The sequence below is a fragment of the Sphingomonas faeni genome, assembly GCF_040407565.1.
GTDB lineage: Bacteria > Pseudomonadota > Alphaproteobacteria > Sphingomonadales > Sphingomonadaceae > Sphingomonas > Sphingomonas faeni_F.
Genome location: NZ_JAPZPR010000001.1, coordinates 940252 through 956115 on the forward strand (window position 1 = coordinate 940252; position 15864 = coordinate 956115).

Here is a 15864-nt window from a genome sequence, read left to right on the forward strand (position 1 = left end):
GTAGACGGCTTTTGGGCCGCTGATCGCGACAGGCGCGAACGACAGCACGTTGCAAACCCCAAATAGGTGGCCGAAATCAAGATTTAAGCGTGCGTCTCCATAAGCCTGTCGGCGCCTGTCAGCTAACCTTGCAGTCTCGCTGCTCGGCAGGCGGGGGTCTCGAACGGATCGGTTCGGCACCCACCCAGTATGGCGTCACAACGACTTGGATGGGTATTTGAGGGAGTCCCACCCGAGCAGCGAGCGGCTGGCTATTGCTGCTCGCGACCTGGCCGCTGTGACGACCGCAGCCTCCATACGATCCGGTCGAACAATTCACGATACGGACCTTGGCCCATATTCCGCCTCGACCATTACCGCCTTTACCGTAGCGGGGGTCGTGATGACGTCGAGACAGCGCTCTCCGATTTCTGCTGACCTGACGATCTCGATCGAACGTTCGATCCAGCCTGCTGGCGGGGGCGTTGGGGCGGGGCGTTGGGGCGCGGCAGGATTGGAGCGATCGTCATAACTGACCCGAGGTCCGCGTCCGGATCCTTCGCCAATCGCTCATTGGCCAGCCAGCATCCGGTCTGCCGTGCGCAGGCTCAGCGCCATGATCGTCAGCGCGGGGTTGGCGGCGAGGGAACTCGGGAAGACCGAATTGTCGCAGATCCACAGATTGTCGACCTCGAAGCTGCGACCCCACGGATCGACGACCGCAGTGTCGTCTCTGTCTCCCATCCGGCAGGTGCCGATGGTATGCGCGGCGCGGGGCAGGGTGACGATATCGTGCGCGCCGGCCGCCTGCCAGATCGCGGTCATCGTCGCGACCGCGTGTTTGTCGATCGCCTGCTCGTTGGCGCCGTAGCCGAACGTCACGCGCGCCTTGGGGATTCCGAACGCGTCGGTTTCGTCGGCGAGGACCAGACGGTTGTCGTCGCTCGGCAGGCATTCGCCGTTGATGCCGATACCGGCCAAATGGAGGTATTTGTCCATCACGTCGACCAGCCCCTGGCCCCAGCGCCCGCCGCCGCGCGCGAACGACGTCGCCAGCGTGACGGGCTGCACGCCGAGGCTCTGCATGAGATAGCCGCCCGCGAACGCCGCACCGTCGGGGCGCAGCATGTCCTCGCTGATCAGCGACGAGGGATAGCCGCGGTTGCAGCGCATCTCGGCGTCGAACCTACCCCAGACCTGCGTCGCGACATGTGCCATGAAGTTGCGGCCGACCTGACCGCTCGCATTGCCGATACCCATATGGAGCAACAGGCGCGGGGTCTCGACGCCGCCGGCGCTGAGCACGACCGCCGCACAACGCTGGCGATGCTCCTGCTGGCCGCGCCGGTAGATCACCGCGACGATCCGGCCGGTTGCGTCGCGCTCGACTCCGGTCATTCGGCAGCCAGGGCGGATCTCCGCGCCGGCGACGACTGCGAGCGGGAGGTATGTGGTGTCCATCGACGCCTTCGCGCCGTTGCGGCACCCCTGATGGCAGGCGCCGCAATTGATGCAGGCCTGCCTCAACCCGCCGCCCTCCTGCCGCCAGTCGCGCGAGACCAACGCGGCGGGCGCGTCGGTCGCGGTGATGCCGACCGCGGCGCAGCCGGCCGCCATCGCGTCGGCGGGCGCGTTGCGCTTGACCGCGGGCAGTTGGTAGCGGCGGGTCGGGTCCCATGGATAGTCGGCGGGGCCCGAGACGCCGATGAACGCCTCGACCTTTTCGATGTAGCGGATCAGCTCGGCATGCTCGATCGGCCAGTCTTCGCCCTGGCCGGTCAGTGTCTTCAAGCGCAGGTCGCGCGGATCGGGACGTGGGCAGAACGCGCCCCAGTGGAGCGTCGAACCGCCGACGCCGGTGCCGCTGTTGTTGCCGCCGAACGCCTGCGGCATCGCGCCGTCGCTCAGCCGCTCGTCGATCCAGTAGATGTCGCTCGCGGCGAGTTCGTCGGGCGTGTGGTCTTCCGGCTCGCCATTGGGACCGGCTTCGAGCGCGACGACCTTCAGCCCGGCCCTGGCGAGGCGGGCCAGCAATGGCGCACCGCCCGCGCCGGTGCCGATCACCACGACGTCGACGACATCGGTCTCGGCATAGGCACGCATCTGGTCGAGGTTCATTGTGCGGGCTCCCAGCCTTCGCGTTCGTCGGCGGCGGTCAGCGCATAGCCCTGCTTGCGGACGCCATCGCCGCCGGTGGCAAAGCCGTCATAGCCGACCCGTGCCATCGTCGCGGGATGCGCGAGCCACAGTCGGACGGCGTCGGCGCGGACGTCCTCGAACCACAGGGTCATCTGCTTTGGCGTCAGCGGCGTCGCGGCCGACCAGTCGGCGGCTTCGATCGCGTGGAGCAGAGCGTCGCGCTCTTCGTCAGCAAGGGTGGCGAACGATCCCTGCGCCAACGCGTCGAGCGTATCGAGCCCGGCGCGATAGGCGTCTGCGTCGGCGGGGAGGGCGGCGAACCGCCAGCCATCGCCTTCGCCGGTCGCGAGTTGCGTGTCGATCCGTGCGGCGAGGTCTATGCCGTTTTGCGGGATCACGCGGTCGACCATCGCGCGCAAGGTCTCGAGTTGCGGCATCGTCATGGTTTTGGGCTGATAGCCGGGGTCGTCGGCGATCGCGCGTTCGGCAAGCGTTGCACGGTTGCGGGCGCTGACGCGATCGGAAGCGATCAGGCGGGCATAGTCTGCGGGGACGCTTGCCGCACCGACCGCATCGGCGTGGTTGCGGATCAGGCGGGCGACGCTTTCGGGGTGTTCGAGCGGGAGCAGATGCGCGGCACCGGCGACGCTCTCGAACCTAGCATGGGCGTAATGCGGCATGTTCAGCTTGCGCTGGTTCGCCTCGCCGAGGTCGCCGTCCTCCGCGCCCGCGACGATCACCGCCGGGGTGTTGAGCATGCCGACCTCGTCGGACCAGTCTTCGCGGGAACCCCGTTCGAGCCAGGCCCGCCATGCCTGGGGATTCGCGCGCTGCACGTCGGTGACAACGGCGTCATAGGCGACGGGCGGCAGTGGGGCGGCGATGTTCTGGTCGACGAACGCGCGCGCGTCCTTGGTGTCGATCGGGCCGTGCTTCACCCAGCCGATCATCGTCGCGCGGCGTTCGTCGTCGATAGGCTCGGGCGAGGGGGGCGATGCGGCCAGCAGGACGACGCCGGCCAATCCGGGGAGACGTCCCGCCTCCGATCGATGCGCTAGAATAGTGGCGATCTTGCCGCCCATGCTGTGGCCGACGAGCATCCAGCGATCGGCATCGTGCGCGCGAATCTGCGCGGCGATGGTGTCGACCATGGCCTCGACCGAGAACCCCGTCGCGTCCGACGCTGCGCCGAAGCCGGGCAGGTCGAGCGGCCGGCAGTCGAACTCGCCCAGTTGGGCGATCACCGCGTCCCACGACCGGGCGCTGCCGCCGAGCGCGTGCAGGAAGAACAGCGTGGGCCGCGTCATGCCGCGTCCCATGCGGCCTCCTTTTCAAGCGCGATCTCGTCGCGGTCGCCGCAGGTCATCACCGCCTGGTCCTTGCCGTTTTCCTTCAGGAACACCGCAAAGTCGCCCGTCGCCACGTCGCCTTCGATCCGGCGATCGTCGGGTTTGGCGACATGGCCGACATAATGGAGGCTGGTGTCATACTGCCCGGTCCAGAAAAAGGGCTTGTCGCCGTAGCTGCCGGTCACACCACCGAGCAGCGAGCGGGCGAGCCATTGGCCCTGGCGTTGCGCGTGGACCCAGTGCTCGACGCGGATCGGGTGGCCGAGCCGTGGGTCGGGGTAGCTCGCGATATCGCCGATCGCGTAGATTCCGGCGGCCGACGTCCGCAACTGCGCATCGACCGCGACGCCACCGCCCGCGTCCTTGCCGGCGAGGGTCAAGCCTGCCGCCTTGGCGAGGTCGATACGCGGTTCGACACCGACGCCGACCACGAGCAGATCGCCGTCGACCGTCGTGCCGTCGTCGAGCGTCGCGGTGTGGCCGTCGAACTGCGTGAGCTCGCGGTCGAGGTGGAAGGTGACGCCCTTGTCCTCGTGGAGCGCCTGCACGAACTTGCCGACCTCGGGTCCTGCGACCTTGGCGAGCGGGACGCTGTCCCTGGTGATCATCGTGACGGCGAGCCCGGCCTGGGTCAGCGATGCGGCGGCCTCCAGCCCGATGAAGCTCGCGCCCAGCACGATCGCGCGCTTCGCATCCTTCGCCGCTGCTTTCAGCGCGTCGGCGTCGGCGAGCGTGCGCAGGACGAACACGTTGTCCGCGGCCTTCACCGTGTCCGGCGTGATCGGCGTCGCGCCGGTGGCGAGGACGAGGATGTCGTAGGGCACGCGGTCCTGGTCGGCGGTGATCACGGCATGACCCTCGACGTCGATCGACGCGACTGCGACGCCGGTCCGGACCTTTGGCGCAGGACCGCGACCGAGACCGGGTTCGGGGAGCGCGGTGTCGTCGCGCTCCGCGTCGCCCGCGAGATAGTCCTTCGAGACCGCGGTCCGGTCATACGGCGCGTCGGCATCGTCGGACAGGATCGTGACGTCGCCGCCGAGCCCGGAGCGCGCAAGCATGTCGGCGCAGGCATGACCCGCCGCACCACCGCCGACGATGACGACCTTGCCGATCGACCGGGCTGATGGAGCGGGGCGCGATTGCTCGTCCTTGCCGGTCACGGTGACGACGCCGTCCTCCTCGACGACGGTGAACCTGTCGAGCGGTGTGAAGGCGGGCGCCGACACCGCCTCGCCGTCGTCGAGCGAAAAGCGCGCGTGATGCCATGGGCAGCGCACGGTCCCGTCGATCACCAGGCCGGTTTCGAGCGGCGCGCCCTGGTGCGTGCATTTTCCGGCGAACGCGCAGACCTTGCCGCCATGCCGGACCACGATGATATCCTCGCCGCCGAACGATCCCGCGATCGGTGTGTCCTCGTGCAGGTCCGCCGCCGACATGCCCTTGCCGAGATCGATCGCCGTCATGTTCGCCGCCATGCTTAAAGTCTCCGTGTTGCGCGGCTGGAACGTAGCAAAACGACATCAGGTACCGCGGGGGACTAGGAATTATCGTGCGCGTTCCGTAATTTCCGCAAGGCAGGGCACCGCGCGTGTCGCCGGCTTGAAACACTGGAAATGTTCCGCTCGAACATCGCATGCGTCGCCGTATCGGGCGGAGGCGAACGCCTCGCCGTCGCGGCGCAGACCGACCGACCGACCGACCGCCGGTCACGAATTTCACCGCAATAAGAGGGTCTCGGGGTCGTGATGCGACGAGCCGCCCTCGATGATCCTCCCGTCGTCACGGATGACTACCGGACCATGCCCCACCAGGCGGGTCATCGCGTCCCCCGTCTCGACGAAGGTTTTCGATTGATAATAAAAGGCCCAGCCACCGGAGAGGCGCTGGCTCGCGTGCGGGACCTCGGCCAGCGGCTCGCCGATCTGCGACGCCTTGCGCGCGAGGAACGCCAGGAAGGCCTTGTTCGCCGTATCTGCGTCCATGCTGCCCGATAGACCTGCGCCGTGGCCGGCGCCACCGGTGTTTCCAGATCGATACTCCGAGCCTGGGAAGGCTGTCGAGCGACCGTTTGAGCGATCTCCGCCGATCGCATCGATAGATGTTTGCATGCGCGGCATTACAGGCTAGTCGGCGCCATCCCCGGGGGGCCGCTAACGCGCGGCTGAGAGGTGGGCAGCAGCCCATGACCCGCTGAACCTGATCCGGTTGATACCGGCGTAGGGAGGGTTGGCGGCATGTCCGTCGTCCCTCCGTGTGGAGTGGACCCGAGACGATGCCAGTTGTGATCTTGCGCGATAACGTGATGGTTCGGGGACGGGCCCTGGCGCTGGCGGCGTCGCTGCTGACGGTCGCTTGCCCCGCTTGGGCACAACGCGCCGCCGACGATCCCGTCGACGATCCCGCCGACGCTCCAGCCGACATTCGCGTGACTGGCCGCCGCGATCCCGAAGGGCTGTTGCCCGATCAGACCGATCCCAAGGCGGTCAGCGCGATCTCCGCGGACTTCATCGTCAAGCAGGCGCCGACGCTCAACGCGTTTCAGCTCGTCAACCTGCTGCCGGGCGCCAACGTCGCGTCGAGCGATCCCTATGGTCTGTCGACCAGTTCGAGCCTGACGCTGCGCGGGCTGGGGCAGGACGAGATCGGCGTTTTGCTGGAAGGCGCGCCGCAGAACGATATCGGCTATTATTACGCGTATCCGTCGCAGTTCGCCGATCCGGAGAATGTGCGGCAGATCGCGCTCGCGCAGGGGTCGGTCGACATCGATTCGCCGACGGTCGGCGGGGCAGGCGGCCTGTTGTCGCTGACGCTCGACGATCCCAAGGCAACGCGCCAGGCCCTCGTCGATCTTTCGGTCGGGGCATATGATCTGCGACGGGTCTTCGTCCGGCTCGATACGGGGACGAATGCAGCGACCGGGCTCAAGGCGTTCCTGTCCTATTCGAACACGCGGGCGGACAATTGGCGGGGCGCAGGCTACGACACGCGTCAGCATATCGACGCGAAGCTGCTGCGCGAATGGGGCGCCGGCAATCGTGCAAGCCTGGCCGTGTCGTTCAACGACGCGAACTCGTCGAGCTATCCCAGTCCGACGCTCGCCGAGTGGCAAGCTTCTGGCCGCGGGTTCAACTACGACGCGCGCTACGCTGCTGGGAGCACCAGTTACTGGCGGCTGTACCGGGCGCCGTTCCGCAACCTCTATGCCTCGGCGCCCGTGCACGTCGCACTGAGCGACCGGCTGACGCTCGACAGCACGACCTATCTCCAGTTCGGCTATGGCAATTCGCCGTACGGCACACAGCTCGCGACCACCGGCAACTACCTTGGCAACGAGGAACTTGCGGAGCCGGTCGCGCTGCCAGGTGCCGTCGACGGCGTCGCAACGGTGCTCGGCAATTACACGGGCGACCAGACCCGCACCGGCAACGTCAGCAAATTGACGCTACAGGCCGGCGTCCACCGTATCACCGCAGGCTTGTGGTTCGACTATGGAACGGACCGCGTCGCCCAATCCTATACCGCGATCGATGCAGACGGGCGCCCGACCGACCGGTGGGGATATCGTGCCAAGGCGATCCGCACCGCCGACGGCCGCCTGTTGGCCTATGAGAACCAGCGCACCGTCACAGTCACGAAGGCGTTTTTCCTTGCCGACAGCATCGCGCTGGGTTCGCGGCTCACGATCGATGCCGGGTTCAAGGGCGTCAATCTGCTCCGCACCGGTCGCAACTACCTACCGGGGCCGCAAACCCGCGTCCGTCGCGACAGCTTCGTCGCCTTGCCGCGCGCGGCGGTCCATTATGCAGTGGACGACCGCCAGCAGATCTTCGCCAACATCACGACCAATTTCCGTACGCCCAACGAATTCACGCTCTACGACAGCTACGACGGCGGTGTGGTTTCGACGCGCGGCACGAACGCGCTGAAGAACGAATATTCCGTGTCGCAGGAACTCGGCTATCGCTACATCGGGCCCACCTTGTCGGCGTCGGTTACCGGCTTCCACTACAATTTTCGCAACCGGCAGCTGGCGACGGTGATCGATGTCGGTGGCGCACAGGTCAATTCGACGCTGAACGCCGGGGGGCAGACGTCGTACGGCGTCGATGCCGAGATCGATTATCGGCCTGCGAACGGGGTCAGCGTCTATCTGTCGGGCGAATATCTGCGCGCGCGGATCGACGACGATCTCCCGGCAGGTGGGGACTTTCTCCCCACGCGCGGAAAGCGCGCGGTGTCCAGCCCGACCGTACAGATCGGCGGCGGGGGGACCTATGACGACGGGCGCCTGTTCGGCAGCATCGCGGGCAAATATGTCGGCCGCCAATATGCGACGTTCACGAACGACGAGAGCATCAAGGGCTATGCGACGCTCGACGTGTCGATCGGCGTTCACATGGCGGACTGGTTCGACGGCAAGCGCACCGATCTGCGCGTCAACGCGATCAACGTGACCGATCCCCATGTCCTGGCGGGCGTCCAGGCGGTCACCACCAACGCGCGCGACGTCGTCGGAACAGGTGGCACGATCGTTTCCGGCTCGGCGCCGGCGTATTATATCGGCAGCGGCGCTGCGGTCGTCGCGACCGTGTCGCGTGGCTTCTGACCGTGGCCGATGCTGAAGATCCGACCACCGGGCACCTCGTGCACGGCATGGGGCTCACGATGGAGGCGCCGACCTGGCCCGCGATCACGGACGACGAGGCCGCGGCGGTGCTGGCCGAATTTCCCGCCATCGCGCGCATCGAGCGACTGCGCTGGCATTCCCCGCGTCCGTTTTCCGCCGCGACACTGATCGATACGGCCAGCGGCACGGTTCTCCTGAAGCGCCATGATCGCCGGGTGCGTAGCGTCGCGGGATTGTCGGAAGAACATGACTTCATAGCCCATCTCGCCGCCGCCGGCGCGCCTGTGCCCGAAGTCATGCTCACTGCGGACGGCGCGAGCGTCGTCGCGACGGGTGAATGGACGTATGAACTCCATCGCCAGGGGGCAGGGGACGACCTGTATCGCGATCGGCTGTCGTGGACGCCGTTTCGGTCCTCCGGGCATGCTCATGCCGCCGGCATCGCGCTCGCGCAGCTCCATCGGGCATCATACGGATACGACAGACCGGCACGGGTTGCGCAGCCGCTGGTCGCGAGCTTCAGCATCCTCCCGGCCGCGGATCCGCTGGCAGCGACAGAGGCCTATGTCCGTGCGCATCCGGCGCTTGGCAGTTTCCTTGCCGGGCGCGCGTGGCGGCCAGAGCTGCAGTCGCTATTCGCGGCGCTGGGAGACGGACTGGCGGCGATGCTCGCGGACCAGCCGCCGTTGTGGACGCACAACGACTGGCATCCCTCGAACCTGTTATGGTCGCGCGACGGGCTGGTCGCGACGGTATTCGACTTCGGACTGGCCGACCGCACCTGCGCGGTACACGATCTGGCCACCGCGATCGAACGGAGCACGATCGCGTGGCTGCGACTGGGGCAGGGGGCGGACGATATGATCGCAGACCCGAAAGCCGTACGATCCCTGATCGCGGGCTATACCAGCGTCCTGCCACTGGCCCCCGCTGCACTGGAAACCGTCGTTCGGCTGGTTCCGCTCGTACATCTGGAGTTCGCGCTGTCGGAGGTCGCGTATTTCGCCGGTGTACTCGGCGATTTCGACGCGGCGTCGCTTGCCTGGGACCAGTATCTGCTCGGCCATGCGGACTGGTTCATGTCGGCGCCGGGGCAGGATTTCCTCGCCCGCATCGGCACGGCCGGCAACGCCTGATGTCGACGCTCGAAATCGCGGCAGTCGGGGTCAGTTTTCTGGCGATCTGGCTGACGACGCGGCGCAACATGCTGTGCTGGCCGCTCAACCTCGTCGCCTGCGTGCTGTATTTCAAAGTGTTCCTCGACGTGCGGCTCTATGCGGACATGGCGCTGCAGGCGGTGTTCGGCATCGGCATCCTGTATGGCTGGATCGTCTGGGCGCGCGGCCGGCACGAGACCGGCGAGGTCCGCGTGATGCCGCTGGCGCGGTCGCAGCTATTCACCGGGATCGCCGCCGGCGCGGTCGGCAGTTTCGCGATCGGGTGGTTCACCAGCCACCACACCGACGCGGCGCTGCCGTGGATCGACGCGACGCTCAGCAGCTTCAGCCTCGTCGCGCAATATTGGACGGCCCGTCGCCACCGCGAGAACTGGCTGCTCTGGATCGTGGTGGACGTCGCCTATGTCGGGATGTTCGTCTTCAAGGGGCTGGTGCTGACGGCGGGGCTCTACGCCGTGATGATCGGCCTCGCGGTCATGGGCTACCGGGATTGGAAGCAGGTGCGACGGCCCGGTCCCGACGGCGTCGCGACGGCGGGTTAAAGCTGCAGGTTCCTAATTGCTGCGGCCGAGCTGGGCGATTGAGACGGGGCTCCGGCAACGTCGCGAGACCGGCAAACCTGATCTCGTACACGCGCGGGGCGGGCCCGTATCGGCAGTGGGCAAACGAAGCCGTGGCGCGTGCTATCAACAAGGTCCTGACGACCGGAATTGTGATGGTCCTGATCGCGCTGCGTACTTCGCTGTAATCGTTAAAGAAAATACCGCGACTTTATCCGCTCCTGCTGCGTTCTCCCGGTAGCACCACGCTTTTACCGTCCCGCCGCGTTGGCGGTTCGGTTCCCGGAGGACTCCCATCGATGCTCGATATCCAGAACGACAAGACCAACACGCGGACCCATGAGATGGAAGGGAAATGCCCGTTCGGCGGTGACCGGATCGGCGGTGCGATCGGCACGCCGCCAGCGCTATCGGACTGGTATCCGGATCGCCTCAAGGTCGAGATGCTTCACCAGAACGGGCCGCAGGCCAATCCGCTGGGCGATGATTTCGACTATGCCGCAGCCTTCGACCGGATCGATCTCGCCGCGCTGAAACAGGAGATCAAGACGTTCCTGACGTCGTCGGTCGCGTGGTGGCCGTCGGACTATGGCAATTACGGGCCGCAGATGATCCGCATGGCGTGGCACGCGGCGGGGACGTATCGCATCGCCGACGGCCGCGGCGGCGCGGGCGAGGCGTTGCAGCGTTTCGCGCCGATCAGCAGCTGGTGGGACAATGGCAACACCGACAAGTCGCGTCGCCTGATCTGGCCGATCAAGCAGAAATACGGCAGCGCGCTGTCGTGGGGCGACCTCATGGTGTTGACCGGCAATTGCGCGCTCGAGATCATGGGCTTTCCAACCTATGGTTTCGCCGGCGGTCGCCACGACGCCTGGGAGGCCGATTCCGCAACCTATTGGGGGCCGGAAGTCTGGGATCCGACCAAGGTCCAGTCGCCCGACAGCATGGTGAATCGCGACAAGCGCTGGCACGGTCAGAACGGCGATGCCGACTATGATCTCGAGAACCCGCTCGCCGCGACGCATCAGGCACTGATCTACGTCAATCCCGAAGGTCCGTATGCGAATGGCGATCCGCTCGGGTCGGCGCGCGACATCCGGATCGCCTTCACGCGGATGGCGATGAACGACGAGGAGACCGTCGCGCTGATCGCCGGTGGTCACGCCTTCGGCAAGAGCCACGGCATGGTGCCGGCCGACCAGATCGGCGCGCCACCCGAGATCGCGCCGATCGAGGCGATGGGCCTTGGCTGGCACAACCCGGTCGGTACCGGATCGGGCGAGTTCACGATGACCAACGGCATCGAGGGCAGCTGGACGCCAGACCCGACGCAGTGGGACAACAGCTATCTCGAGAACCTGTTCAAGTTCGAGTGGGAGCAGACCAAGAGCCCGGCCGGCGCGAGCCAGTGGACGCCGATCGATCCGTCGGCGCCCAGGACTCCCGATGCGCACGTGCAGGGCAAGATGAACCCGCTGATGATGATGACCAGCGATATCGCATTGAAGCTCGACCCGGACTATCGCGCTGTGTGCGAAAAGTTCCTCGGCGACTTCGATGCCTTCACGCAGGCGTTTTCGAAGGCGTGGTACAAGCTGACGCACCGCGACATGGGCCCGCGCGAACGCTATCTCGGGCCTGAGCGGACGCTGGAGAACGATCTGTTGTGGCAGGATCCGATCCCGCCGCTCGATCACGATCCGGTCGGCGACGCGGATATCGCCGTGCTCAAGCAGGCGATCATGGCTACCGGCCTGTCGGTGTCCGATCTCGTGTTCACCGCCTTTTCCGCGGCGGCCACCTATCGCAACAGCGACAAGCGCGGCGGGGCGAACGGTGCGCGGCTGGCGCTGGCGCCGCAGAAGGATTGGGTGGTCAACCAGCGGACGGTCCCCGTCGTCGCGGCGCTGCGCGGCGTCATGGCGGATTTCAACGCTGCGCAGGGTGGCTCGGCCAGGGTCTCCCTGGCCGATCTGATCGTGCTGGGCGGGTGTGCCGCGGTCGAGCAGGCGGCCGCGGATGCGGGTGTCGACGTGACGGTCCCGTTCACCCCAGGTCGCCGCGACACAACACAGGACCTGACCGATATTGAGATGTTTACCTGGCTCAAGCCGGTCGTTGACGGGTTCCGCAACTATGTCGATGATCAGTTCGAGACGATCGCACGCGACGTCGCCCCCGAGGAACTGTTCCTCGACAAGGCGCAACTGCTCGCGCTGACGGCCCCCGAGTGGGTTGCGCTGGTCGGCGGCCTGCGCGCGATGGGAGCGAATTACGACAATTCGGCAAAGGGGGTCTTCACCGATCGCGTCGGTGTGCTGACCAACGACTTCTTCACCGTGCTGACGAGCATGGACTATGAGTGGAAGAAGACCGACGCGACGGGAATGACGTTCTCGCTCGACGATCGGAATACCGGACAGTCGCGGTTCCAGGCTACGCGGAGCGATCTGATCTTTGGTTCGAACAGTCAACTTCGCGCCGTCGCCGAGGTGTATGCGAGCGGCGACGGGCACACACGGTTCGTCAAGGACTTCGTCAAGGTATGGGACAAGGTCATGATGCTCGACAGGTTCGATGTTCGACGCTGATTAAGCGCCGCCAGTACAGTCATATTTCGGTAGAGGTCGGATCCGGTTGAGACGACCTCTACCCGAGCCGATCGATCCGTCCGGCGTGCACCGCAGATCGTCTTGATTGGCTTTGGAGCGCTCCGTGATGAACGAGCGTTCGAAGTTGCGGGAAACGGCGCCTGAATGTCCGGAAGTAGGCTCTCATCATCTTCGCTTATCGCGCGCTCCCCCAACCGGTCATGTTCTCGATGAACAATCCTCCGACTCCCGCCATCCCCCAAACCGTGCGTACAGCGTCGGCAGGACGAAGAGCGTCAGCAGAGTCGCCGAGATCAGCCCGCCGATGACGACGGTCGCCAGCGGCTTCTGCACCTCGGCGCCCGCGCCGTGACCGAGCGCCATGGGCACGAAACCGAGACTGGCGACGAGCGCTGTCATCGCGACGGGGCGCAGTCGGGCGAGTGCGCCGTCATGCGCGGCCCGCACCCGGTCCATGCCGCGTGCCATCAGGTCGTGGATCGACGAGACCATCACCAGTCCGTTGAGCACCGCGATCCCCGACAGCGCGATGAAGCCGACCGCGGCCGAGACCGAGAACGGCATGCCGCGAACCACGAGCGCGAGGACGCCGCCGACGAGTGCGAGCGGCACGCCGGTGAACACGATCGCCGCGTCGCGACCCGAGCCAAGCGCGCCGTAGAGCAGCAGCATGATGACCGCAAAGCAGACCGGCACGACGAGCATCAGGCGGTCGCGTGCGGAGGCGAGGTTCTCGAACTGCCCGCCCCACTCGACATAGGTGCCGGGCGGCATCGTCACCTGCGTATCGATCGCCGCACGCGCGTCGGCGACCACGCCGGCGACGTCGCGGTCGCGGACGTTGGCTTGGACGACCACGCGGCGCTTGCCGTTCTCGCGGCTGATCTGGTTGGGTCCATCGACGACCGCAATGTCGGCGACGGTCGACAGCGGCACGAACCCGCCAGCCGACGTCGGGACGGGGATTTGCGCCACCTGGGTAAGGTCCGAGCGCGACGCCTCCGACAGGCGGATCACGACGGGGAAGCGGCGGTCGCCCTCGAAGATCATGCCGGCCTCGCGTCCGCCGATCGCAGCAGCCACGGTATCCTGCACGTCGCCCGCGGTAACGCCAATGCGCGACATCGCCATGCGGTTCGGGCGGATGTCGAGCATCGGCAAGCCCTCGGTCTGTTCGACGCGGACGTCGACGGCGCCGCGGGTCTTGCGGAGGATGTCGGCGATGCGGTCGGCGGCGGCGTTCATGCCGCCGAATTCGTCGCCGAACACCTTGACCGCGATGTCGCCGCGCACGCCGGCGATCAGTTCGTTGAAGCGCATCTGGATCGGCTGCGTGATCTCATACGCGTTGCCGGGCAGCGTCGAGAGCCGGTTTTCGATCCGCTCGACCAGCGCTTCCTTAGCGAGGCTCGGGTCGGGCCATTCGGCCCTCGGCTTCAGGATGACGAAGGTGTCGGTAGCGTTCGGCGGCATCGGATCGCTGGCGATCTCCGAAGTACCGGTGCGCGAGAAGGCGAAACGGACCTCGGGTTGGCGCGCGAGCATCTTCTCGACCTGGAACTGCATCACCTGGCTCTGGTCGACCGAGGTGCCGGGGATGCGGACCGCCTGGACGAGGATGTTGCCCTCGTCGAGCTGCGGCAGGAATTCCTGGCCGAGCGTGGTGAAGGCGACACCCGCCAGCGCCAGCGCGCCGACGGCGATGCCCAGCGTGACGCTCGGGCGGTGCATCGCCTTGCCGAGACCCGGTTCGTAGCGTCGGCGCAGCCAGTCAATAATCCGGCTCTCTTTCTCGTCGACGGGCCGGCTGAGCGTGACGGCGATCGCCGCGGGGACGAACGTCATCGACATGACGAACGCGAAGACAAGCGCGATGATGACGGTCAGCGCCATCGGCTCGAACATCTTGCCCTCGACACCGGTGAAGGTGAGCAGTGGTGCGTAGACGAGGATGATGATCGCCTGGCCGTATACCGAAGGGCGGATCATCTCGCGCGCCGATGCCGCGACCAGGTCGAGCCTTTGTCGCTGAGGCAGTGGCTCGCTGCGATCATGTTGCGCATCACCCAGGCGGCGGAGCGCGTTCTCGACGATGATGACGGCGCCGTCGACGATCAGCCCGAAATCGAGCGCGCCCAGACTCATCAGGTTCGCGGACACGTCGGCCTTCAGCATGCCGATGCTCGTCAGCAGCATCGTGATCGGGATCACCAGCGCGGCGATCAGCGCGGCGCGCAAATTGCCGAGCAGCACGAACAGCACGACGATGACCAGCACCGCGCCTTCGGCGAGATTGCGGGCGACCGTCGCGATTGTCGAATTGACGAGTTCGGTGCGGTTGAGCACCGGCTTCACCACGACGTCGACCGGGAGGGCGCGGCCGATTTCCTCAAGCCGCGTGCCGACCCCGGTAGAGACGGTGCGGCTGTTCTCGCCGATCCGCATCACCGCGGTGCCGACGACCACCTCGTGGCCGTTTTCCGACGCCGAGCCCATCCGCAATGCCTGGCCGGTGCGGACGGTGGCGATCTGGCTGAGCAGGATCGGCACGCTCTCGCGCGTCGCGATCACGGTGCGCGAGAGCTCGTCGGCGTTGCGGATCCGGCCGTCGGCGCGGACCGCGAGGCCTTCGCCGTTGCGGTCGACGATACCCGCACCCGCACTGGTATTGTTGCGTTCGAGCGCCGTGGCGAGGTCGTTCAGCGTGATCTTCATCGCCGCCATCCGCTGGATATCGGGGACGACGAGATACTGCTTGGTATAGCCGCCAAGGCTGTCGACCCCCGCAAGGCCCGCGCTGCTCTTCAGCTGCGGCGTGACGATCCAGTCCTGCACGGTGCGCAGATACGTCGCCTTGTCGGGTTCGCTGACGAGGTGGTCGCCTTCCGGCGTGATGTAGCTGCCATCCTTCTGCAAGCCGGGCTCACCGTTGCGGTGGCGGACCTGGTCAAGCTCGCGGTATTCGACCGTCCACATGAAGATGTCGCCGAGACCCGTGGCGATCGGTCCCATCTCGGGCACCACGTCATCCGGCAGGTCCTCCTCCGCGGTCCGCAGCCGCTCCGCCACTTGCGACCGCGCGAAGTAGATATCGGTCTTCTCGTCGAACACCGCAGTGACCTGCGCGAAGCCGTTGCGGCTGAGCGACCGCGTGTAGTCTAGACCGGGGATGCCGGCGAGCGCGGTCTCGACGGTGAAGGCGACCTGCTTCTCGATCTGGTCGGGCGAGAGCGCGGGGGCGCGGACGTTGATCTGGACCTGGTTGTTGGTGATGTCGGGGACGGCGTCGATCGGCAGCCGCTGGATGACGAACACGCCGGCAAGCGCCGCGGCGAGCGTCAGCAGCAGGACGAGCCAGCGCTTCTCGACGGCGAGCGTTACGATGCGGGCGAGTGGGGAGGACGCGGGCATGGC

Annotated in this window: 9 protein-coding genes and 1 riboswitch; of the genes, 4 read left to right on the forward strand and 5 right to left on the reverse strand. The window is 66.5% G+C overall.

Annotated elements, in window-relative coordinates; translation table 11 throughout:
- Positions 1 to 549: 549 nt before the first annotated feature.
- From O6Y00_RS04115 to O6Y00_RS04130, 4 genes are all read right to left on the reverse strand, one after another.
- Complete coding sequence (locus tag O6Y00_RS04115; protein ID WP_353441320.1) at positions 550 to 2097, reverse strand: GMC family oxidoreductase; 1548 nt, start codon at positions 2095 to 2097, stop codon at positions 550 to 552.
- On the reverse strand, positions 2094 to 3437 hold the full coding sequence (locus O6Y00_RS04120; RefSeq protein WP_353441321.1) for an alpha/beta hydrolase: 1344 nt from the start codon (positions 3435 to 3437) through the stop codon (positions 2094 to 2096). The genes O6Y00_RS04115 and O6Y00_RS04120 overlap by 4 nt, the downstream gene beginning before the upstream one ends.
- Complete coding sequence (locus tag O6Y00_RS04125; protein WP_353441322.1) at positions 3422 to 4945, reverse strand: FAD-dependent oxidoreductase; 1524 nt, start codon at positions 4943 to 4945, stop codon at positions 3422 to 3424. Before O6Y00_RS04125 ends, O6Y00_RS04120 begins: the two co-directional genes overlap by 16 nt.
- A gap of 240 nt (positions 4946 to 5185) precedes the next feature.
- Positions 5186 to 5452, reverse strand: coding sequence for a YrhB domain-containing protein (locus tag O6Y00_RS04130; protein ID WP_353441323.1), 267 nt, complete (start codon positions 5450 to 5452; stop codon positions 5186 to 5188).
- A 148-nt stretch (positions 5453 to 5600) separates the two neighbouring features.
- Positions 5601 to 5710, forward strand: a riboswitch (TPP riboswitch).
- 62 nt (positions 5711 to 5772) lie between these two features.
- Between O6Y00_RS04130 and O6Y00_RS04135 the strand changes: the two genes are divergently transcribed.
- The 4 genes from O6Y00_RS04135 to katG all read left to right on the forward strand — a co-directional run bounded on the left by O6Y00_RS04135 (position 5773) and on the right by katG (position 12429).
- Positions 5773 to 8076: a TonB-dependent receptor gene (locus O6Y00_RS04135; RefSeq protein WP_353441404.1), complete on the forward strand. Its 2304-nt coding sequence runs from the start codon at positions 5773 to 5775 to the stop codon at positions 8074 to 8076.
- Between the two features lie 47 nt (positions 8077 to 8123).
- Positions 8124 to 9233: a phosphotransferase enzyme family protein gene (locus O6Y00_RS04140; RefSeq protein ID WP_353441405.1), complete on the forward strand. Its 1110-nt coding sequence runs from the start codon at positions 8124 to 8126 to the stop codon at positions 9231 to 9233.
- Positions 9233 to 9817: a nicotinamide riboside transporter PnuC gene (gene pnuC / locus O6Y00_RS04145; RefSeq protein WP_353441324.1), complete on the forward strand. Its 585-nt coding sequence runs from the start codon at positions 9233 to 9235 to the stop codon at positions 9815 to 9817. Before O6Y00_RS04140 ends, pnuC begins: the two co-directional genes overlap by 1 nt.
- 317 nt (positions 9818 to 10134) lie before the next feature.
- Positions 10135 to 12429: a catalase/peroxidase HPI gene (katG, locus tag O6Y00_RS04150; RefSeq protein WP_353441325.1), complete on the forward strand. Its 2295-nt coding sequence runs from the start codon at positions 10135 to 10137 to the stop codon at positions 12427 to 12429.
- 219 nt (positions 12430 to 12648) lie between these two features.
- On the opposite strand, the gene O6Y00_RS04155 is transcribed toward katG, so the two are convergent.
- Positions 12649 to 15861 (reverse strand): efflux RND transporter permease subunit, encoded by a 3213-nt coding sequence (locus O6Y00_RS04155; protein WP_353441326.1) that lies wholly within the window; start codon positions 15859 to 15861, stop codon positions 12649 to 12651.
- Positions 15862 to 15864 lie beyond the last annotated feature (3 nt).

Excerpts from the sequence above, each read along its gene's own strand:
- O6Y00_RS04115 (WP_353441320.1), bottom strand. The coding sequence starts at position 2,097 with ATGAACCTCGACCAGATGCGTGCCTATGCCGAGACCGATGTCGTCGAC.
- O6Y00_RS04120 (WP_353441321.1), bottom strand. The coding sequence starts at position 3,437 with ATGGGACGCGGCATGACGCGGCCCACGCTGTTCTTCCTGCACGCGCTC.
- O6Y00_RS04125 (WP_353441322.1), bottom strand. The coding sequence starts at position 4,945 with ATGGCGGCGAACATGACGGCGATCGATCTCGGCAAGGGCATGTCGGCG.
- O6Y00_RS04130 (WP_353441323.1), bottom strand. The coding sequence starts at position 5,452 with ATGGACGCAGATACGGCGAACAAGGCCTTCCTGGCGTTCCTCGCGCGC.
- O6Y00_RS04135 (WP_353441404.1), top strand. The coding sequence starts at position 5,773 with ATGGTTCGGGGACGGGCCCTGGCGCTGGCGGCGTCGCTGCTGACGGTC.
- O6Y00_RS04140 (WP_353441405.1), top strand. The coding sequence starts at position 8,124 with ATGGGGCTCACGATGGAGGCGCCGACCTGGCCCGCGATCACGGACGAC.
- pnuC (WP_353441324.1), top strand. The coding sequence starts at position 9,233 with ATGTCGACGCTCGAAATCGCGGCAGTCGGGGTCAGTTTTCTGGCGATC.
- katG (WP_353441325.1), top strand. The coding sequence starts at position 10,135 with ATGCTCGATATCCAGAACGACAAGACCAACACGCGGACCCATGAGATG.
- O6Y00_RS04155 (WP_353441326.1), bottom strand. The coding sequence starts at position 15,861 with ATGCCCGCGTCCTCCCCACTCGCCCGCATCGTAACGCTCGCCGTCGAG.